Source organism: Mesorhizobium sp. 113-3-3 (genome assembly GCF_016756495.1).
Lineage (GTDB): Bacteria > Pseudomonadota > Alphaproteobacteria > Rhizobiales > Rhizobiaceae > Mesorhizobium.
Map to the genome: position 1 here is coordinate 2729837 of NZ_AP023243.1, position 22118 is coordinate 2751954.

At 65.4% G+C, this 22118-nt stretch carries 13 protein-coding genes; 7 read left to right on the plus strand and 6 right to left on the minus strand.

Features of this window, described 5'->3' with window-relative positions:
- Positions 1–3: 3 nt before the first annotated feature.
- Positions 4–963 (plus strand): ABC transporter permease, encoded by a 960-nt coding sequence (locus JG746_RS13225; RefSeq protein WP_202359343.1) that lies wholly within the window; start codon positions 4–6, stop codon positions 961–963.
- Entirely contained in the window at positions 960–1841 is an 882-nt protein-coding gene (locus tag JG746_RS13230) for an ABC transporter permease (protein WP_202358529.1), read from the plus strand. Before JG746_RS13225 ends, JG746_RS13230 begins: the two co-directional genes overlap by 4 nt.
- 10 nt (positions 1842–1851) lie before the next feature.
- Here the strand turns inward: JG746_RS13230 and JG746_RS13235 are convergent, their stop codons facing one another.
- Together JG746_RS13235 and JG746_RS13240 are read right to left on the minus strand one after the other, a co-directional pair.
- On the minus strand, positions 1852–2220 hold the full coding sequence (locus JG746_RS13235; RefSeq protein ID WP_202358530.1) for a response regulator: 369 nt from the start codon (positions 2218–2220) through the stop codon (positions 1852–1854).
- A gap of 15 nt (positions 2221–2235) precedes the next feature.
- Positions 2236–4503 (minus strand): PAS domain S-box protein, encoded by a 2268-nt coding sequence (locus JG746_RS13240; protein ID WP_202358531.1) that lies wholly within the window; start codon positions 4501–4503, stop codon positions 2236–2238.
- A 391-nt stretch (positions 4504–4894) separates the two neighbouring features.
- Between JG746_RS13240 and JG746_RS13245 the strand changes: the two genes are divergently transcribed.
- On the plus strand, positions 4895–5038 hold the full coding sequence (locus JG746_RS13245; protein WP_202358532.1) for a hypothetical protein: 144 nt from the start codon (positions 4895–4897) through the stop codon (positions 5036–5038).
- 24 nt (positions 5039–5062) lie between these two features.
- Here the strand turns inward: JG746_RS13245 and JG746_RS13250 are convergent, their stop codons facing one another.
- Together JG746_RS13250 and JG746_RS13255 are read right to left on the minus strand one after the other, a co-directional pair.
- A complete protein-coding gene (locus JG746_RS13250) occupies positions 5063–7276 on the minus strand; it encodes a cation:proton antiporter domain-containing protein (protein WP_202359344.1) in 2214 nt (737 codons plus the stop codon).
- 219 nt (positions 7277–7495) lie between these two features.
- Positions 7496–8188 carry a DUF2270 domain-containing protein gene (locus JG746_RS13255; RefSeq protein ID WP_202358533.1) on the minus strand — a complete coding sequence of 231 codons (693 nt, stop codon included), beginning with the start codon at positions 8186–8188 and terminating at the stop codon, positions 7496–7498.
- 318 nt (positions 8189–8506) lie between these two features.
- Between JG746_RS13255 and JG746_RS13260 the strand changes: the two genes are divergently transcribed.
- From JG746_RS13260 to JG746_RS13270, 3 genes are all read left to right on the plus strand, one after another.
- On the plus strand, positions 8507–13903 hold the full coding sequence (locus JG746_RS13260; protein ID WP_202358534.1) for an autotransporter domain-containing protein: 5397 nt from the start codon (positions 8507–8509) through the stop codon (positions 13901–13903).
- 402 nt (positions 13904–14305) lie between these two features.
- Entirely contained in the window at positions 14306–16402 is a 2097-nt protein-coding gene (locus JG746_RS13265; protein ID WP_202358535.1) for a glycosyl hydrolase 108 family protein, read from the plus strand.
- Positions 16403–16425: 23 nt separating this feature from the next.
- Entirely contained in the window at positions 16426–19269 is a 2844-nt protein-coding gene (locus JG746_RS13270) for a DUF2235 domain-containing protein (protein ID WP_202358536.1), read from the plus strand.
- Here the strand turns inward: JG746_RS13270 and JG746_RS13275 are convergent.
- The gene (locus JG746_RS13275) at positions 19156–20379 is read right to left on the minus strand and encodes an MFS transporter (protein ID WP_202358537.1); all 1224 of its coding nucleotides are present in this window, start codon (positions 20377–20379) and stop codon (positions 19156–19158) included. The genes JG746_RS13270 and JG746_RS13275 overlap by 114 nt on opposite strands.
- Positions 20380–20476: 97 nt before the next feature.
- Here JG746_RS13275 and JG746_RS13280 point away from each other — a divergent pair, with 97 nt between their 5' ends.
- Positions 20477–21385, plus strand: a complete 909-nt coding sequence (locus JG746_RS13280; RefSeq protein WP_202358538.1) for a LysR family transcriptional regulator — start codon at positions 20477–20479, stop codon at positions 21383–21385.
- A 97-nt stretch (positions 21386–21482) separates the two neighbouring features.
- On the opposite strand, the gene JG746_RS13285 is transcribed toward JG746_RS13280, so the two are convergent.
- Entirely contained in the window at positions 21483–22115 is a 633-nt protein-coding gene (locus tag JG746_RS13285; RefSeq protein ID WP_244730773.1) for a 3-methyl-2-oxobutanoate hydroxymethyltransferase, read from the minus strand.
- Positions 22116–22118: the final 3 nt, after the last annotated feature.

A 22118-nucleotide genomic window follows, 5' to 3' on the forward strand; every position in this document is an offset into this window, starting at 1 on the left:
TCGATGGCGATCGTGCGGCCGCTGGTGGCACGCGCCGGCTCGCTGCTTCTGACGCTGTGGCTGGTCAGCGCGCTGGTCTTCCTCGCCGGGCAAGTGCTGCCCGGCGACGTCGGCCGCGTCATGCTCGGCCCGTTCGCCGACGCACAGGCCGTCGCCGAGCTGAACCGCAAGCTCGGCACCGACCAGCCAATCCTTGCGCAGTATTGGCACTGGTTCAGCCTGGCGATCAGGGGTGATTTCGGCGACTCGCTGTCGATGCGCGCGCCGGTGGCGCCGTTCGTCCTGTCTGGTATCAAGAATTCCGCGGCACTGGCCGGTGTCGTGCTGCTGTTCCTGGTGCCGATTGGCATCGGTGCCGGCGTCGTCGCGGGCCTGCGCTCGGGGAGCCTTGCCGACAGGCTGATCGTGCTGACCGGCGTCTCGCTCTCTATCGTGCCGGACTTCGTCTCCGGCCTGCTTTTGCTGATGGTCTTCGGCCTGTGGCTGGCCTGGTTTCCGATCTCCGGTGCGGCGCCGGATGGGGCCGGCTTCTGGACGTCCAGCTACCACCTCATCCTGCCGGCGCTGCCGCTGGTGCTGAACCTGATCGGCTATGTCGCGCGCATGACCAGGGCAGGGGTGATCGACGCGCGCGCGGCGGACTATACGCGCACCGCGATCCTCAAGGGTCTCACCCCCTCGCAGGTGTTGTTCAAGCATGTGCTGCGCAACGCGCTGGTGCCGACGGTGGCGGTCATCGCCACACAAAGCGGCTTCCTGCTTGGCGGGCTGGTGGTGATCGAGGCCCTGTTCGGCATTCAGGGGCTCGGCAATCTGGTGCTCAGTGCCGCCAAGGCGCGCGACTTTCCGATGCTCGAGGCCGGGGTTCTGGTGATGGCGGCCATCTTCGTGTCGACGGCGGCGATCGGCGATCTCCTGCAAGCGCTGCTCGACCCGCGCCAGCGCCGGCGAAGCGCGCCATGACCGATCTCGCCCAGTCTCCCATGCGCGGCGACATCAGGCTCTCCTGGATCGGCCGGCTGCGTGGCCTTGTGCCAGACGTGGCGCCCTCGACAGTGATCGGCTCGGCGGTGCTGCTGTTCTGGGTCGTATGTGCGATTGCCGGCGCGCAATTCGTGCCGTTCGATCCCTATGCCGAGGATTTCCTGTCGATGATGACGCCGCCCGACGCGGTGCACTGGTTCGGCACCGACCAGCTCGGCCGCGACGTGCTTTCGCGCATCATCGTCGGCTCGCGCGACATCCTTTTGGTGGCGCCGGTGGCGACGCTGGCCGGCGTCACCGCCGGCAGCGTCATCGGCCTGGTGCTCGGCACGTTTGGCGGCATGGTCGACGCCGTCGGCGCGCGGCTGCTCGATGCCGTCATGTCCCTGCCTTTCATCGTTCTGGTGACGATGGCGCTGGTGGCGATCGGCCCGTCCAACCTCACCGTCATCCTGGTGATCGGCCTTGCCTATGCGCCGCTGGTGGCGCGCACCGTGCGCACCGCCGCGCGCGAACAGCGCGAGCGCGACTATGTCAGCGCCGCCCGGCTTGCCGGCGAAGGACGGTTGGCGATCATGTTTCTCGAGATCCTGCCCAATGTCCGGGAAACCATCCTGATCGAGCTCATCACCCGGCTCGGCTATGCCTTCTTTTCGATCGCGACGCTGAGCTTCCTCGGCCTCGGCATCCAGCCGCCTTCGGCCGACTGGGGGCTGGCCATCGCCGATGGCTACGGCTTTCTCACCGGCGGCAAATGGTGGGTAGTGGTGTTCAATTCAGCCGCGATCATCTCGCTGGTGATGGCCACCAACCTCATCGCGCAAGGCATTGGGGCGTTTGAGAACGGCGATAGATGAGGCGTAGAGCTTAGTCGAGCAGGCCCTGGATGGTCGCCGCCACGGCTTCCGGCGCATAGGGCTTTGGCAGGAAGACGCCGCCGCTCGGCATCGCGTCCCGGGCGGGCTGTTGCTTGCCCGACGTGATGATGATCTTGACCGGCGGCCAGCGGTCGCGCACGGCCGCGGACAGGCGCAGTCCGTCCATGGAGCCGGGCATGTCGATGTCAGTGAACAGGATGGCGATGTCTTGCCGGCTCTCCAGTATATGGATCGCCTGGTCTGCATTGCTCGCCTCCAGCACGTTGAACCCCGCCTCGCGCAGTTCATCGGCGATGGCAAACAGCAGAAAGGCTTCGTCTTCGACGACGAGGACGGTGACGAGGCTCTGGGTGGTCATGGCACGCCTCTGCGATCAGTACGGTTCTGTCGGCAATTGGGGTGCCGGTGCGTTCAACACGCATTCGACGCCGCCGGGATGGTAGTCGATCTGGACCGACCCGCCGAAGTCTGTGCCGAAGACGCGCTCGATCAGGAATCGGCCGAAGCCGCGGCGGCTCGGCGGCGTGACCGGCGGCCCGCCGCTTTCGCGCCAGCGCCAGACCAGCCGCTTTTCGCCTGATGCCTCGATCGATGGCTGCAAGGACCATTCGATCGACACCTTGCCTTCGGGTGTCGACAGCGCGCCGTATTTCAGCGCGTTGGTGGCCAGTTCGTTGACGGCGAGCGCCAGCGTCAGCGCCATCTTCGGATTGATCGGCAGCGCCGGGCCGGAAATCGAAATCTGTTCGAGCGGGAAGGTGGCGATGGTGTTGTCGACCACCTCGCGGATCGAGGCGCTGGTCCAGCGGGTCTTGTTCAATATGTCGTGGGCGTTGGCCAGCGCGCGCAGACGCTCGTTGAAAGTGGCGCTCGCGGTGGCGATATCTGTGTTGCGTAGCGTTTGCGAAGCGATGGCCGCGACCATCGCCAGTATGTTCTTGATGCGATGTTCAAGTTCGTGGGTGAGCAGTTCCTGCCGCGCCTGCGCCTCGCGCCGGTCGGTGACGTCCTGCATGACGCCGAACATCTTGACCGGCTTGCCGGTCTCGTCGTGGACAAAGTCGATGTGACGCGACAGCCAGCGCAATTCGCCGGTATCGGGGCGGCGGATGCGGTATTCCACGGCAGGCACGGCGGTGCCTTCTTCCCGCGTCTGCCGGTTGGAGCGGACGTCCTTGTCCTCCGGAATGACGATGTCTTCCAGCACGGAGATGTGCACGCTCTCGCGCGGCGACAGCCCCCAGAGACCCCAGAAGCCCTCGGACCCGACCACGGTCCCGCTGGCGATATCGAGTTCGAGCGCCGCAATGCCGGCGGCATTCTGTGACAGCTGCAAGCGGCGTTCGCTCTGCAGCAGGGCCTGGGCCGCCTGCTTTTGATCGTCGATATCGGTGTTGGTGCCGATCCAGCGCAGGATGACGCCGTCGGCGTCGCGGATCGGGACGGCGCGGGCGATGAACCAGCGATAGATGCCGTCATGCCGGCGCAGCCGGAACTCGGTCTCGTAGAACGTGCCGGCAGCCAGCACCTGCTGCCACTTTTCGGCGGCTGCGACGATGTCGTCGGGATGCACGATGTCGGCCCAGTCATGACCGTCAAGCTCGCCCGGCTTCGCACCGGAATAATCGTAGACGCGCGGGTTGAACCAGTCGAGGAGCCCTTCCGGTGTCGCCGTCCAGACGTGGTTCGGCATCGCCTCGGCGAAGGTGCGGAATTGCGTCTCGCTCCGGCGCAGCGCCTGCTCGGCGATCAGCCGGTCGGTGACGTCAACCCCTTGCACGAAGATGCCGAAAACCTCGCCGGCCGGATTGCGCACCGGTTGATAGACGAGGTCGATGAAGCGGTCTTCGATCGGCGCACCCGGCGTGCGTTGCAACTCGGCCTTCAGCGCGTAGCCGACGAACGCCTCGCCGGAGGTGAACACCCGGTCGAGCAATTCGAAAAAGCCCTGGCCCTCGATCTCCGGCAAGGCTTGGCGGATTGGCAGGCCGACAATATCGCGGTGGCCGACGAGCTGCATGTAGGCGGCATTGGTCAGTTCGACGACATGCTGCGGACCGGAGAGCATGGCCATGAAGCCCGGCGCCTGTTCGAACATCTGGCGCTGGCGGTCGCGCTCGCCGGCGCGCCAGCGCTCGGCGGCAACCTTGCCGGTCGTCTCGATGACGATGGCGATGACGCCGGCCGGCTCGCCGCTTTCGTCGAGCACAGGCGAATAGTCGAGATCGAGCCAGACCTGCTCGGGCCTGCCGGTGCGGTTCAGCGTCAGCACCTGTTCGCGATAGGCGAGCGTGCCGCCGCTGCCCAGGCACACCTTCATGATGTTGTCGTTGAAGTCGGCCACCTCGGGCCAGCCTTCGCGCACTTTCGAGCCGAGCAATTGCGGATGGCGGCCGCCGGCGAATTCCGAATAGCCGTCATTGTAGATCATGACACCGTCCTCGCCCCACAGCATGACGATCGGCACCCGCGAGCGCAGGATCAGCGAGACCGCTGTCTTCAGACTCTGCGGCCAGACCTCGATCGGTCCTATCGAGGTCGAGGCCCAGTCGAACGCCGCGATCAGGCGGCCGAGCTCGCCGCCGCCGGCGAGAAAGGCATGACGACGATCGTCTATCACGTTTGTGCTGGTTGCTGGCATGGCGTCTCGTGGATCGGTCGGCGTTTATTCAAGTTTCGTCCTGTCGGGGCTAACATCTCAGGCGCGCCCGTCGATGATCATCCATCACCGCCCCATGGCTTCGTGCCATCGGCGCGGTGCCGAAATTTCCTGTATTTAATGAGATTGCGATCATGCATGCCCCGACGTCCACAACCCCGGACGGGCCGATCGGTTCCCGATGCGTGGGGATTTTCCTTTGGATACCGGGGCTTCGCCAGCCAATGGTCGGCTATTCGAGCGAATTTCTTTGCAAGTCGTTAATTCGGCAATGCTGTTAATGAGCGTCTTCTAATGCATGTCGACCGGAGCTGCTTTGCGGTTTTGGGATAACGACATGCGCAAAAATGATTGGTTTGGCGCGGGGTACGCAATGACCAAGAATCTCGGCAACGCACGCTATGTGCCGCCCAAGGACACGAAGGTTTCCTTCTTCAGCAAGGCAGCACCGGCGCTGTTTCCGCTCGTCGCGGCGGCGCTGGGTTACGTGATCGGGCGACAGTTCTTCGGCCTGTAGGTTGCGACAGCCGAGCCGGAAGGATCAGGCGCCGATTTCGGCTGCCGTCCCCTCGGCATTGGCATCGGTTCGCTTGACGCGTTCGCTGGCCAGAAGCACGACCGGGCAGGCGACCGCGGCGAGCACGGCTGTCGCCGTGTCGCCGAAGAACAGCTCGTCGCCCGGCCGTTGGGTGACACCCATCACCACCATCGCGGCCCCTTTTTCCACCTCCCTGGCAATCGCCCTGTCTGCCGTGGCCCGGGTGCGGATCGCGGTGTCGACGGCGACGCCATAGCGGTCGGCGAGATCGGCGACATCCTTGAGCACGGCTTCCTCCCGGCGGTGCGAGACCGAGCCTGGCCGGCTGCCTTGCCTGGCTTGCGAGACATAGAGCACCTTGACGCGGGCCCGGTGCGGCCGCGCCAGCGCCAGCGCGAAATCAGCGGCGCGGCGCGCGACCTCGGTGCCGTTGACGGGGACCAGTATCGTGGTTCCGGCGCGCAGCACGGGCATCTTTCCATTGGCCTTGGCTCCGTTCAGCACGAGGCAGAGCGGGCCGTCGAACCCGCTGCTGATGTCCTTCAGCGCACCGCTGAAGGTGCCCTTGTCGGTCAGAGTGTTCTCCAGCCCGGCCAACAGAAGCCCATAGCCCTTGCGGGCTTCCGCGGCGATCGTCTCGGCGCTGGCTTCGAGCTCGGTGCGGGCTGTGAGATGAACCTTGTCGACAAGCGTGTCCTCTGCCCTGCTGACGGCTCTTGCGCTCCTGGCGGCCCCCTTCTTGACCTCCCTGGACGCGCGCTCCGGACCTTTGTCGTTAACCTGGCCGGCGAGCTTGCCGTCCTGGAGATGAAGCAGCGTGGTGGGCATGCCGCTGCCGCCGCCGACCAGGCCTGCAAGGTAAGCAGTGAATTTGCCGACCGGGCTGTCGTCGACCAGCAGCAGCAGGCGCTCCAGCCTGGAGACGAAGCCGCGCTCGTCGAGCAGTTCGCGGTCGACGCGCTGCTTCTCGGCATGTCCAACCGGCAGGCGGCCGAGCGCCCAGCGCAGCATGGGCGGCATGGCGAGCGTGGTGATGACGGCCATGGTGACGATCATCGTGAACAGATTGTGGGACAGGATGTTCATCGACAGGCCGATGCTGGCGACGATGACCTCGGTCGAGCCGCGGGCGTTCATGGCGCTGCCGACGGCGGTGGCCTCTTTGAACGACATGCCGGCGATCCTGCCGCCGAGAAAGGCGCCGCCGAACTTGCCGACGCTGGCGATGGCAACCAGTGCCAGCGTCAGCGATGCCAGCGTCGGATCGGCAAGCACGGTAAGGTCGGCGGACAGGCCCGCCATACCGAAGAACACCGGCATGAACAGGGCGGTGATGACGCCGCGCAACTGGCTCTCGATGTGATCGGACAGGATTGGCGATTCGCCGACAAGTATGCCGGCGACGAAGGCGCCGAGCACGGTGTGGACGCCGATCAGATTGGTGATCAGCGCCATGACGCCCATGATGATGAGGATCACCGTGATGACGGCATATTCGCTGCGGAAAGAATCGTTGCTCCAGCGGATCAGCGTGAAGACAAGGCGGCGGCCGATAGTGAAGGAAAACGCCATGAACAGCGCCACCTCGGCCACGGTGGTGATGAGTGGCAAAAGCTGCAGGCTGCCATTGGTGGCGATGCCGAAGGTGACGGCGATAATCAGCCAGCCGATCGTGTCCTCGATGATGGCCGAGGAGATGATGACCTGGCCGAGATTGCGGCGCATGAAGTTCATCTCGCGCACCACCATGGCGACGATCTTGACGGAGGAGATCGACAGCGCCGTGCCGAGGAACAGCCCGGCGACGACGCGCTGTGTCGGGTCGGGCAGCAGGGTGTCCGGCAGGAACTGCGCCAGCGCGAAGCCGCAGGCGAAAGGCACGACGACGCCGGTGATCGAGATCGAGAAGCAGGCAGCCCCCACGCGGCGCACCAGGCGCAGATCCGTCTCCATGCCGGTCAACAGGAGGAGCAGCAGGATGCCAAGTTGGGAGACGGCATCGATCATGCTCTTCTGCGCCGGATCGCTGGAGAAGATCAGGTGCTGCGCGTCGGGCCATATCCAGCCGAACAGCGAGGGGCCGAGCAGGATGCCGCCGATCAGCTGGCCCATGATCGCCGGCTGGCCGTAGCGCTGGAAGATTTCGCCGAGGCCGCGGCCGACCAGCAGGAGAAGCACGATCTCGGCGACGAAGAGGCCTTCGGCCGAGCCGCCCATGCCTGAGGCGTGGCCGGGCGCGGTCGCGGCGAAGGCATTGCTTGCCGTTGCAAGAACCAGGATAGCCAACACGAGAATGGCCGCGAAGCGGCCTGACGTCGTTGCCGGTTGCCGGTTCATGGGTTCCCTCAAACGTCGCGGCGGACTGATCATGACAACGCATGGCCGGGATTTGCGTTGCAGCCGCCGGTTGCCGAAATTGGTAGTCAGCGATCGCGGTCAGACGTGGACGTCGCCGAAGGCGAGTTCGCCGTCGTCGCCCGCCGCGAAAAGGACGATGGCGAGCAATCCGACATAAAACCCGGCCACGATCACCACGATCGCGACGCCTGGGATGGGACCAAGCGCGGCGCTGTCGATCGCCTCGCGCAGCGAGCCGACAAAGCCGGTTCTGACCCCCGCGGTTTGCAGGCTGGGTGTCGATATCTTCAGCACCCATGCCAGCAGCAGGATGAGGAAGAGGTAGATGTAATTGCGGCGCAGGCGCCGCGCCAAGGCGGCACGATGCGACAGCAGGAATTTCGGCGCGCGCAGGCCTTCGCCGACGATGAGCAGCCAGTCCGAGGCGAAGTCGGGCTGCGGCGAGAAGATCTGCGCGAAATAGTGGCGCTCGAACTGGCGCACGCGGGCTCGATAGAAGTCGAAGAAGCGGTAGCGGCGCGCCTCGATCCACAAAAGCAGCAGGATCAGCAGCATGGCGAACAGCAGCACGCCATGGTGCGCGCTGGCCGTCGACAGCGACACTGAAAGCATTGCCGCCACCACGGTGATCGACCAGTTCGTGGTCCTGTCGAGCCGATCACGCCAGCCCGCCATGCGCGCGATCTCGGCGCGGTGAAAATGCGACAGCGTGTTCACGCGCTCCGTCGAGGAAAGGACGGGACCCACGGGCGTCGCCGACGCATCGTTCATTGCAGCCTCCGGCAAGGACTAAAACAGTTTGCCGGCAACATTGTTCCCTGGTCGACGCCGTATCGATGCGCGGCGATTCGCCTGTCGGCGCGACGCGGGAGCAATCCTGCCCGATGGGAGCATCAGAACCCCCATTGCGAGCCGGATGACGCGGCGATGTCCTGAATTGTCCGCATCTGTCCCTAACTGCCGGTATCGACCAGCGGCGCACGCCTCTAGCTTTTTCTTCGGGCCACCGGCCGGTGCGCCCGAGGGGATGTTGCGCGGGTCGAACGCCGATCCGCAAGCTGGGGCAGGGACGGAATGGACAATCAACCGATGGCAGGCCGGCGACCGATGGCAAGCCGGCGTGCCTCGCTCGCGCTGGGGCTGGCGGGGCTGCTGCTGTCTAGCTCGACATTGGCGCTGGGCGCCTCGCTGACCTGGAACGGGTCTGGCTCGGGCAACTGGTTCACATCGGGCAACTGGACGCCGTCCTCGGCGCCGACCGCCAGCGATGACCTCACCATCAACAGCGCCGGCGTCAATACTGCGACCGTCAGCTTGGCAGGTGCTTCGGCCAGGACAATCAATATCGGCAGCTCGGCCGGTTCGAACGGGGCGCTCGTGGTCACTGGCGCCGGCACGCTGTCGGTGGCGAGCAACTATCTCATTGTCGGTGACTTCGGCACCGGCGCGCTGACCGTATCGGCTGGCGGCAGGATCACCAGCGCCGGCGGTGTCGTCGCCAACAACCCGTCCTCTTCCGGCACGGTGACCATCACCGGTGCCGGATCGCAATGGACGAACAACTTCCTGTCGATCTCGGCTGATGCCGGCGCGGTCGGCCGCGTCAGGGTCGAGACCGGCGGCAGGCTGTCGTCCAGCGGCAATGTCATGATCGGCGAAAGTTCCGCGCTTGCCGACGGCCAGCTGATCGTCACCGGCAGCGGTTCCAACTTCACCATGACCGGATCGATCGCCACCCAGTTCGTCATCGGCGCGACCGGCAAGGGCGATTTCCAACTGCTCGACAATGCTACGGCGACGACCATACGCACCTATGTCGGCGGCAATGTCGGCACCAGCGGCGTCGGCACCGCGACGGTTTCGGGCGGCGCGTCATGGGCGACCGGAAATCTGTTCGTCGGCCAGACGGGGACCGGCACGCTGACCGTCTCCAGCGGCGGCAAGCTCACCACCACCTATACGGTTGGGGCCAGCACGGCGGCCAATATCGTCAACGGCAAGGTGACGGTCACCGGCGCCGGTTCGCAGTGGAAGATCACGGGCGCCTATAGCAATGTGCCGCTGGCGATGGGCGCGACCGGCCAGACATCGGAACTCAACGTGCTGGCCGGCGGCACGGTGCTGATCGATTCCACCGCCAGCAGCTTCCTCAACGGCGACGCCAGGATCGCCAACACCGCCAACTCCAAGGCGGCGATCACCGTCGATGGCGCGGGATCGAGTTTCACCACGCCCTATCGCCTCTACCTCGGCAACGCCACCAACTCGACCGCCACGGTGACGGTCTCGGGCGGCGGCAAGCTCAACACCGGCTACACCAACATATCAAGCGCCAGCGACGCCACGGCAGCGACATCGGACATCGTCACGGTGATCGGCGCGGGTTCGCTATGGACGATCAGCGACACGCTTGGTTCCGGCCCCAGTGATCTGCAGGGGCTTACCATCGGTGGCGCCGGCAAGGGCGTGCTGACCATCGCCGACGGTGGCGTCGTCAGGGTCAATGGCGGCGCCGGGACGGTCGGCCTCGGCGCGCTGGCCGGCTCCTCGGGCACGCTCAACATCGGCGCCGCTGCCGCCAGCCCCGCGGCCGCGCCCGGCACGCTCGAGGCGGCGCAGGTGATCTTCTCAGGCTCCGCCACCGGGCCGATGGCGATCAATTTCAACCACACTTCCAGCAACTATGTCTTCGCGACGAACATTGCCGGCTTCGGCCCGCTGGCCGGCCCCGCCGCCGTCAACATCCTTGCCGGAACCACAATCTTCACCAGCGAGAACGCCTATTCAGCGGTCACCAACATCAGCCCCGGCGCTGTCCTGCAGCTCGGCAATGGCGGCACGACCGGCAGCATCCGCGATGGCGTCGTCAACAATGACGGCACGCTGATCATCGACCGTTCGGCCGATATCTTCCCCCGCTACGCCGGCGTCATTTCCGGCTCAGGTTCGCTGGTCAAGAACGGCACGGGGCTGATCACGCTGATCGGCGCCAACACTTATAGCGGCGGCACCACGATCAACACCGGCGAGCTGCGCATCGGCAACTTCTCGGCCGATGGCGCGTTGACCGGCAACTATGTCAATCACAGCAAACTCTCGGTGTTCTTCAACGGCACGCCCAGCTATTCGGGTGTCATCTCGGGCGATGGCAGTTTCGAAAAGAGCGGCAACGGCACGCTGACGCTGACCGGCGTTCAGACCTATACCGGCGGTACGACGCTGTCTTTCGGCAGCCTCATCCTCGGCGGCAGCGATAGGCTGGTGACGACAGGCGCGCTGATCGGCAGCGGCGGCGTCTTCGACCTCAACGGCTTCAACCAGACGGTCGGCGATCTCTCCGGTTACGGCCGCCTCGAGATCCGTACAGGCACTCTCACCGCAGGCGGTTCGGCCGACACGCTCTACCAGGGCCAGATCAACGGCACTGGCGCCTTCACCAAGCAAGGCAGCGGCACGCTGATCATTGCCGGCAACAAGAATTTCTCTGGCGCCACCAACGTCAACGCCGGCACGCTGATGGTCGACGGCTCGATGGCATCGAGCACTTTTCAGGTCAATTCCGGCGGCGCGCTCGGCGGTACCGGCTCGCTGGGCGCCACGACCATCGCCAATGGCGGCACGTTGCTTGGGCTGGCCGGCCAGACGCTGACGATGGCGTCATTGACGCTCAACGACACCTCCAATCTCAACGTCTCGCTGGGGGCGGCGAACTCGATGCCGCTGTTCGACGTCACCGGCGCACTGACGCTGGACGGCAAGCTGTCGGTGAGTGACGCCGGCGGCTTCGGCAACGGCACCTACCGCATTGCCAATTATGGCGGGACGTTCACCAATAACGGCCTCGTCATCGGCTCCGTGCCGCCGGGCTTCAACCCGGGCGACTGGTCGATCCAGAGCGGCGGCGGCGTGGTCAATCTGCTGGTCGCGACCGGTGCCGGAGAACAATATTGGGACGGCGCCAACATGACGCCCGGCGTGATCGCCAACGGGCGCGGCGGCAACGGCACCTGGGATGCCGCGAGCAGCAACTGGACCAACGCCGCCGGCGACATCAACGCCGCCTGGGCGAGCCAGAAGGCGGTGTTTGCCGGCACGCCGGGCACGGTGACGGTGGTCGGTTCGCACACCTTCACCGGCCTTCGCTTCGTCTCGCATCCGACGGACTGGACCTACACGCTGTCGGCTGGTGCGGGTGGCGCATTGGTGACCAATTCGGCGGCCACCGAAATCATCGTCGCCGCCGATCCAGGTGCGGCGGTCAACAAAGCTTTCATCAATGTCGGCATTTCCGGAACGGGGAGCATCGTCAAGCTCGGCGACGGCTCACTGACGCTGGGCGTGGCCAATTCATACCAGGGCGGTTCGACCATCAAGGAGGGCGAACTCGTTGCGGCGGCCAATGGCGCGCTCGGCACCGGTGGGGTTTCGGTGTCGGGCGCGCCGGCGGCAACGCTGAAGCCGGTGCTGCGCTTTGCCGGTCCGGTCAGCGCCGGCAGCCTGTCGATCTCGACGCAGAACGGTTCCGTCGTCTTCGACAACCAGTCGAGCGCCGGCACCTCGACCATATCAAACCAGGGTAACGGCAGGACGGTGTTCCTGGCCGGCAGCAGCGCCGGTTCGGCCGTCATCATCAACCAGGGCGGCGGCACCACGTCATTCCGTGGCGACAACGCGTCCAATGCCGCCAGGATCATCAACCTGGCCGGCGGCAAGGTCGACATCTCGGCCTTCGACGCGCCAGGCCTGTGCAACTGCGTTTCGCTGGGCTCGGTCTCCGGCGCCGGCGGCATCGCGCTCGGCGCGCATACGCTCAAAGTTGGTGCGCTCAATCTCGACGAGACGATTTCGGGCGTCATCTCCGATGGCGGTGCGCTGGCCAAGGGCAGTTTTGCCAAGGACGGCACCGGCAAACTCATCCTTTCTGGCGCCAATACCTATCTCGGCACCACGACCGTCAATGCCGGCATCCTGCAAATCGACGGTTCGCTCGGCTCGGCCGATGTCTCGGTGGCGAGCGGAGCGACGCTTGGCGGCAACGGCGCAATCGGAGGTCTGGCCGGCGGTATGGTGACCATCCAGGCCGGCGGCCATCACGCGCCCGGCGCCTCGATCGGCACGCAGACCATCAATGGCAATTACAGGTTGGCCGGCACGCTCGACATCGAGGTCGACACGGCCAGCGCCGACAAGGTGGTGGTGACGGGCACTGTCGATGTGACCGGCGGCACGCTTGCTCTGCATGAGCTCACAGGCACCGGCTGGCAGCCGAGCCAGACCTACACCATCATCGACAATCAGGGCGCGGGCGCGGTGACCGGGCAGTTCGCAGCGATCAGCCATGTCTATGCCTTCCTGACGCCCGACGTGAGCTACACCGGCGGCGACGGCAACAATCTCGTGCTGACGCTGACCGGCAACGCGGTCGACTTCTCGTTCGTTGCCGAGACGCCGAACCAGAAGGCGGCCGCCGGCGGCGTCGAGCAGCTTGGCGCCGGCAACCCGGTCTACAATGCCATTGCGCCACTTTCGGCCGACGGCGCGCGCTTTGCCTTCGACGAGCTGTCGGGCGAGGTGCACGCGGCCGTGTCCGGCCTGCTCCTCGACGAAAGCCGGCTGCTGCGCGACGCCGCGCTCGGCCGCACCGGTGTGGCCATCGCCAATCCCGGGGCAAAGGGCTTCTGGATGCAGGGCGCCGGCCTTGCCCGTTCGCTCGGAAGCGACGGCAATGCCGCCGATGTCGACGCCAGTACCGGCGCCTTCTTCGCCGGCGCGGACGCCGCTGTGGGAGATGGCTGGACGCTCGGCTTCCTCGGCGGCATCGGCGTCACCGCGCTCGACATCGATGACCGTGCCTCCTCGGCTGATATCACCAGCGTGCATCTCGGCGCGTATGGCGGCGGCATGATCGATGCCGTGCAACTGAAATTCGGCGCCGGTTACAGTCATCATGATATCGACACCACGCGCGACCCGTCCTTCTCCGGCTTCAGCGAGCAACTGAAGGCGAGCTATGGCGCGAGCACCGTGCAAGTGTTCGGCGAGGCGTCGCGGGCTTTCGATGTCGGGGCTCTCAAGGTCGAGCCGTTCGCGGGGCTGGCCTATGTGCATTTGTCGACCGACGGTTTTGGCGAGGAGGGGGGAGCCGCCGCGCTCGGCTCGGATAGCATTAGCAATGACGCCACCTTCACCACGCTCGGCGCACGGCTCTCGCAAACATTCACGGTCGGCGGCTCGGCGCTCGAGGCGCGCGCCTCGCTCGGCTGGCGGCATGCCTTCGCCGACCTGCCGGCGGCGCGGCTGTCCTTCGCCGGCGGGGACGCCTTCACGGTCACCGGCGTGCCGATCGCCAGGGACGCGCTGGCGCTGCAGGCCGGCGTCGATCTCGCCATCGGCCAAGCCAGCCGGCTCGGCTTCACCTATGACGGCCAGTTCGCCTCAGGCGCCATGGAGAACGCCTTCAAGGCGACTTTCTCGACCCGTTTCTGAGTGTGTCGGCACCGCCCCTGGAGCCTACGCGAAATAGGGCCGCAGATTGTGCCGGCAATCCATTGGCGGCCGCTTTTCGACTGCGACCGGATTTCTTGAAGGTTTGGGCGAATAGCCTTTTAGAACAAGTTGAATTACCTTCTATTAACTTCGAATCAGCGTCGCTTGACATATTAGGTAATATAAGAATACCATTTGGAGTTGCCGAATTGGGGGGCTCCAATGACGGACATTTCTGTAAGCGCGAGCTTGCTCTCTCGTGCTGCGAAGAGGAATGGCTATGCCGTTCCTGCCAAAGGCCTGGTGTTCTTTGGCATTCGTGGCCTGTCTCCAGATCATCCGTTCGATAATACTTTTGCGCAGAGTCAGCCGGCGCATTTCAGCGCCTATGATTTCCGCCACATGCGCTGCACTCTTGGGCAGTGGAAGGTGGAGACAGGTGAAGTGGCGCTGTTTCCAGGTTCGACCGTACCGTCCCTGCCCAACATCACCAACGCCAAGGCCAAGGGCGGCTCCGGCACCAATCTTTTGATGCCTGGCCGCTTCGAGCATGAGCGTGGCACGCACAAGGCCGGCAAGCCTAGTGGCCACCGGGCCTTTCGCCAGGCGTCCTTCCAGCCGGTGTGGCGCACCGCCGACAATCTGGACTACGATCTCAAGGACAGACTGGATTTCGGCTCGAGCTCGGGCGATTTCGTCTGGGACAATATCCACTGCGCCTATTACGACAATCCGGAGGCGGGCTATTCCAGTGCCGGCTGCCAGGTCATCTGCGGCCTGCCGCAGTCGCCGTCGCGCCACATGGCGCCGGAGACGGGCCCCTGGCGCGCCTTCATCGACAGCGCCTACGGCACCAGTCAGACCCGTTTCGTCTATCTGCTGTTCACCGCCGAGGAATTGTCGTCCGTCGACAAGATCGCCGACACGGCGCTCAAGCAGGTTGTCTGCTTCGGCTCGTCGGGCGCGCTCGCCAAGAAAGTGCAGCAGGCGCTGGTCAAGCAAGGCGATTTGCAGGGCACGCCCGATGGCGCCTTCGGACGCCTGTCGCTGATGGCGCTGGTGAATTTCCAGAAGCGCCAGTTTGGCGCGGGCGCAGCCGACGGCGTGTGTGGCGAGAAAACGGCGGCAGTGCTTGGCATCGATCTTCCCACCATCGCCAACGCCGGTACGGCGCCGATGCCGACGGGTCCCGCCGACGAGGCGACATCGGGCAATCCGGATCTTCCCGACGAGACCGATCTGGCGCCCGATGTGCTGACGATGCTGCTTGTGGCGCTGGGATTGCAGCCGCCGCCCGACGCTCCGGCGTCGACGTCGGCGGGCCCGGCCGCCGGCCCGGCCCAGGGAAGCGCCGCCTCGACGGCCGGCCCGGCGGCGGTATCGCCACCGGCCGATGGCGGCAAGGCCAATTTCGAACGCGCGCAAGAAATCGTTCGCGAGTTCGAAGGCGGCTATTCCGACGATCCGAAGGATCCTGGCGGGGCCACCAATTTCGGCATCACCCGCAAGACGCTTGCGGCCTGGCGCGGCAAGCCGGTCTCCAAGGCCGACGTCGCCAATATGAGCTACCAGGAAGCCAAGGAGATCTATTTCTCGGAATACTGGTCGAAATCGTCCTGCGGCGCGATGCCTGGTCCGCTGGCGCTCGCCGTCTACAATGTCGCCGTCCACGCCGGGGTCGGCACCGCGGCAACCTATCTGCAAAAGGCGCTCAACCAGAATGGCGCGGCGGTGGCCGTCGATGGCGGCATCGGCGGCGAGACTCTGGGCGCGATCCCGAAGACGCCGCTGCCGGATGTGATCGGCGACGTCATCGATCTCTATGACGCGAAGCTGCGCGCGCATCCCGACTACGAGCATTTCAAGAACGGCTTCAATCGGCGCGTCAACAAGCTGCGGCTCGAAACCGAGCGCTGGCTTGAGGAAGACGGCGAACAGACGCTTCCGATACCGACGCCGAACCTAGAGGAAGGGGATCCTGTCGTGACGGACAAAGTGAGCGAATTCATTCAGGCGCTGCTGGCTGCACTGCAACCCGGCGCGACCACAATAACTGGAACCACGACGACCACGCCGGCAACCACCACGACGACGACCACGCCGGCACCGGGAACGGGAACCACCGTGGCGGCGGCTGCCAGCCTGGCCTTGCTTCTGCGTCAGCTGGCGCAAGGTCTGGATGGCAACCCTGTCGTCCTGCCGCCGAATTCGGCGGCCACCAATGTGCTGACGCCGGTCAATGGCGCGCTCGGCCAATGGCTGGGAAAGTTGCTGGATGGGCGCAAGAGCGCGCTCGGCATTATTGGGGTGCTGGCAAGCGCCTTGCTGACGCCGGGAACGGCCGGGGCGGCGGCGACCACATCTCCCCTGGGCGAGCTCATTCCGATCATAGGCTCGATACCGGGACTGGCGCCGATCATGATGCCGATCTCGCTGGCGCTGACCGCGTGGGGCCTGCTCGGCAAGATCGACAAATACGTGCGCGCGGCAAAGCAATAGGACTGGCGCCAAGGGGGGAACCAATGGCTGATGTTCCAGGCGATGGACCATCCCGGAACATCGTCGTCTTTGCCGATGGCACCGGCAACAGCGCCGCCAAGGCGTTCAAGACCAATGTGTGGCGCCTCTACCAGGCGCTGGACCTGACCAGTGCGGACCAGATCGCCGTGTTCAGCGACGGTGTCGGCACCTCGCAATTCAAGCCTTTCGAGATCATCGGCCTGGCGCTCGGCTTCGGTGTGAAGCGCCGCGTGCTGGCGCTCTACAAGTTCCTTTGCCTCAACTATGAGCCGGGCGACAGGATCTTCGCCTTCGGCTTCAGCCGCGGCGCCTTCACCATCCGCGTGCTGGTCGGCATGATCGCCAGCCAAGGGCTGGTCGACTTCAAGACGGAAGAGGAACTCGACCGCAACGCGCTCGCCGCCTATCGGGCGTATCGGCCGAAGGCCTTTGGTTCGAAACTGCCTTGGGTGGTGTTCGCCCGCTTCGTGCGCGACCGGGCGGTCGACCTGTGGAATGAGATCACCGGGAGCCGCCCCTACGCGCAAGTGCAGCTGCAAGCACCGGCCTTCCGCTCGGCCGGCGAGATCCGCATCGCCTTCGTCGGTGTATGGGACACCGTCTCCGCCTATGGTCTGCCGGTCGACGAATTGACCAAGGCGGTGGACAAATGGGTCTGGCCAATGACATTCGCCAACAGGGACCTTCTCGGCGCCGTCGATTGCGCCCGGCAGGCCTTCAGCATCGACGACGAGCGGCGCACATTCTTTCCGATACCCTGGAACGAACCTGCTCCGGCACTGGCTGCGGCGGTCCGGAAGCAGATTGACGTTCCCGATCCGCGCCTGCTGCAGGTCTGGTTCGCCGGCTGCCACGCCAATGTCGGCGGTGGCTATCCGGACGACAGGCTTGCCCACATACCCCTGTGCTGGATGATCGGCGAGGCCGCCGAGCAAGGCCTGCAATTCAAGAAGGATCTGGTCGCCGACTATTGGGACTATGCGTCCGAGACCGGGCGCATCTACGATTCGCGATCCGGCGTCAGCGTTTTTTACCGCTACCATCCGCGCGATGCCCAGGATCTGATGGAGCGTGACGGGAAGCGCATCAACCATGGCGTAAAGCCGCTGGTCGATGCCAGCGTCATAATCCGCATGGCGAAGGGATCCGACGACTACGCGCCGATCGCGCTGCCCGAGCATATCGACGTGTTGTCGCCGCTCGGCGAGCGGATACCTTTCATTGGCCTGCCGGGCAAACGCCTGGCGCCGACAAGCAAAGCCAAGCCTGTCGACAAATTGCCGCTCCCGATCGGTCGCGAGCGCGATCTGGCCGACATGGACGAGAAGCTCCGCGAAGCACTGGAAAAGCTTCAGGAGAACGGCGCCGGCAGCGCCGAGAAGGCGAGCAAGGTACCGGCGTCCGGTGAAGGCAACGCAGCCGGCGGCGGCATTCACCCGCAGAGCCGCCTGCAACGCGCGGAGTTGATGCGGGACACCGTGTGGTGGCGCCGTGGCGTGTACTATGCCTTGCTGTCGATCGCGGTCCTGTTCCTGACGTTTCCGCTGTTCGCCGGCTATGTCACGCTCGATGTCGGCGGTGAAATCGGAAAGTCCGCTTCCGGCCTCATCGGGCCGATTTTCGGTCTGGTCAGCGGCTTGTTGCCTGGTTTCGCCGCGCCGTGGATCGATGCGGTGGTCAATTATCCGCCGCCGGCCGCGATCCTGGTGGCGCTGCTTGGTATTCTGCTTTGGGTCAACGGCGTGTTGCGCACGCGTATCAACGACCGGGCGCGGGCCGCCTGGAATGTCAACGCCGGGCGCAGTGCGACAATGCTGCAATCGAGCAGGAATGATGCGCATCGCCGCACGTCGCTGTTGGGAACGGTCAGCCTTGGCGCGGGCGCATTGGCCGTGTGGCTTGGTGGAAATTACTACACCGGCTGGGCCTTCGCCGCGGCGGCGCTTGGCTTGCTCGGGATCTATCTCTTGCTGACCCGCAGAGGACCGAGCCCCAAGGCCGTGCCGGCACCTGTCTCTCTCCGCTTCGCCCGCGCCGTGCGGACGGACCCCTTTGCCATACGGGTCTACAACATGCTGAGGGAATATGTGCTGCCGGCGGTATTTCTTACCTTGTCGATTGGCCTCATTTTGTTTGCCGTCAACAAGACCACGTTCGAGGTCGCCGATTCAATGGGCGCCTTCTGTGAGGAGCGGAAGGGAGAATTGCCCAAAACCGAACAGCTGACGGGAAAAGTAGCCGAGTTCAAAACATCGCAGATGTGTAGCGACACCGGCAACTGGTTGCAGGAAGGTGTTCGCTACGAGGTCGCCATTTCAATCAAGAACAAATGGTCCGACAGAACGCTGTGTGCCGATACGCGCGGTGTGGGTGGAGGAAGCGTAACCCATTACTTCGGCACCCTGCTCAAGCGCTGGTGGGCCGAACCGTATTTCAAGCCCATCGCGCGTGTCGGCACATACGGCAATGACGAGTATGTGCTAAATCCCGTCGACCCCGCTGTCGCCAACCCTGGGGTTGCCAACCCCGCAGCCGCTGTCACCTGTCCGAATAACGAGCTCAGGGCAGAGATCAAGCCCAAGGCGTCGGGCGAACTCTATGTCTACGTCAACGACGCGGTGATTGCCTTGCCGGGGTTGAACGACCTGTTTTATCGCGAAGACAACAATCACGGGTCGGCTGAGATAATAGTCAGCAAGGTGAACGTGTTTCCTTGCAAACGATCGGCCGGCTCAGTTCCGCCCGCCGATCCAGTCGACGAGAAGTGCGACGAGCCCAAAGGCGCCGCTGATGGTGCACACGCAAGTCCACCCGCCCCAGCTCCAGGCAACACCGGCCAGCAATGAGCCGATGGCGCCGCCGATGAAGAAGATGCCGACGAACAGGCCGTTGAGGCGGCGGCGCGCCTGGGGCTGAAGCAGATTGACGGCGCGGCGGCCGAGCGTCTGGTCGCCTGTGACGCCGATGTCGAGCAGCACGGCGCTGACGCCCATCAGCACGAGCGGCTGCCATGACGCGCCGGGCTGAGAGGCGCCGGCCCAGGCGGCGAGCGCCATCGCGCCGATCAGCACGAGATGGCAGGCGATGGTGGCGGATCGCGTCCAGCCATGGTCGCCGGCGCGGCCGAACAGCGGCGTGACCACGGCGCCGCCGGCGCCGACGAGCGCGAAGAGTGCAATGCCGCGCTGGCCAAGGCCGAAGGGCGGCTGTGCGAGACGCAAGGCCACCGCCGTCCAGAACAGGCTGAACGCCGCCATCACCAGCGCCGCCGTCAGCGCGCGCCGCCGCAGCACCGGCTCGTCGCGCAGCAGACCGAACAGCGAGGCAATCAGCGCGCCATAGGTGGATTTCGCCTGCGGGCGGCGCTGCGGCAAGGTGAAGGCGAGCACGCCGGCGAGCAGGACGAGCGCGGCGGCGCTGAGGCCGTAGAAGGCGCGCCAGCCCCAGGCGTCGGCGATCAGGCTGGCCAGCGGCCGCGCCAGCAGGATGCCGATCATAAGGCCGCTCATGACATCGCCGATGACGCGGCCGGCCTCGCCGGGCGGCGCCATCGAGGCGGCGATCGGCACCAGGATCTGGATCGCCGAACAGGCGGCGCCGAGGACGAACAGCACGATCAGCAGCGAAGCGGTGGTGGGCGCGAAGGCGGCGACGCCGGCCGCAAGGGCCGCCGTCAGGAGCATGCGCAGGATCAGGGCGCGGTTCTCGGCAAGGTCCGCCATCGGCACCAGGAAGAACAGGCCGGCAGCATAGCCGAGCAGCGTGGCCATGGCGACGAGGCCGACGCTGGCGGCGCCGGCGCCGAGCGACGGCCCGATCAGGCCGACCAGCGTCTGCGGCGCGAACAGATTGGTGACGATGATGCCGGTGGAGGCGGCGAAGAGCAGCGTCTGCGGGCCGGTGATGGTGCCGGCGGGCAGCCGCTCGCACAGCTGGCCATGATTGGTGTCAGGCATGGAGTCCTCAAGAAGCTGCATACTGTGAGAGGACTTTATGCTGAAGCATTATCATGCTACAATTCAATCAATTCGATAATGATTATGCGAGATGTGCATGAACATCCATGACCTCGAAGCCTTCATCGCCGTGGTGGAAACCGGTTCGATCGTCGGCGCCTCGGCCAGGCTCAACCTGACGCAGCCGGGCGTCACGCGCCGCATCCAGAATTTGGAGGACGGGCTGGCGACCGCACTGCTCGACCGTCAGTCGAAGCCGCTGAAGCCGACGGCGTCCGGGCGCGAGGCCTACGAGCACGGCAGGCGGGTGCTGCGCTCGCTGGAAGATTTGAAGGCCGGCGTCTCGCCGCAAGGCGAGGTCAAGGGCGAGTTCCGCCTGGGCATCATGCCCTATCTCTCCGACGCGGCTCTTGCGCTGCCGCTCGACAGCCTGCGCGCCGCCTTTCCGCGGCTGACGCTGCGCATCAGTTCGGGCTGGTCGCCAAGGCTGGTGGAGCAAGTGGCGCGCAGCGAGCTCGACGCGGTGGCGGTGTGCCTCGCCGAAGGCTTGTCGCCACCGGACGAGCTGGTCTGCGACGATCTCGGCGCGCAGTCGGTGCTGCTGGTCGCGTCGCCCGGCCTCGGCGTGCCGAAGCCGGGGAAGCTCGCCGACCTGTCGCGCTTTGCCTGGGTGATGAACGAAAACGGCTGCGGCTTTCGCGCCTTCATCCGCCAGAGTTTCGAGGCGGCAAGGCTGCCGTTCCAGGTCGGGGTGGAGGCGCTCAGCGTCGACCTCAGAATGTCATTGGTGGCGCGCGGCCACGGCATCGGCATCGTCACGCCCGGCGCCTTCGCTGACAGCCGCTGGCGCGACAAGGTGGAGGTCATCGACTGTCCCGACTTCAAGCCGCAAGTGCGCGCCTGGCTGCTGCACCGCCCGCCGGCGGGACGGCTGACCCGTCCGATCGCGCTGTTTCGAGACGCGCTGATCGACGGGCTGAAGGTGCCGATGCCGCTGGTGTCGTGAGTTGGGCGGTGAATTGCATTGCCGCCTGAACAGCGCTCCCCAAGGCAGTGGCGCACGGAGACGACGCCCGATGCCGTTGTGCCGAGGTTCGTCCGCTTCATGGATCAACTCGGATGGGTTGCTCAGCCGGTGCGGCAGTCGCGCTAGTCCCGTCCTGCCTCCAACGCCTCGCAAAGCGCTTCCAGCTCGGCATCAGCAATCCCGGCGATCTCGGCGTCGGCCGGGTAGCTGCCGTCCGCAACCTCCCTGCGGAAGCTCGACAGCGCCTCGACGCGGGCGTCGCGGACGGCCTTGTGCAAGGCGGCAAGATTGCCCCAGGCGCGGGCATGGCGGGCAGGCGGGCGCTTTCGCCACAAATGTCGGACGTGGCCAGGAACATCACATCCGCCGCCGGGCCTGAGCCGAGCGACACTGTGACCAGCCCGGAGCGGCAGTTGATCTCGGCCATCACCTCGGCTGCGATGATCTCGCATTCGACGGCGAAGGCGCCGGCATCTTCAAACCAGCGGAAGCGGTCCCAGAGTTCGAGCGCTTCGGTAGCGGTTTTGCCGACGGCCCTGATGCCGCCGACCCAGGTCGATTTGCGCGGCACGAAGCCGAGATGACCCATCACCGGGATCTGCTCGTCGGCGAGCATGCGCGACGTGTCATGGCCGCGCCCGGTGATGACGGCGTCGGCGCCCGTCGTGATCGCCGTGAAGGCGGTGCGCAGGATTTCGTCCGAGGTCACCGC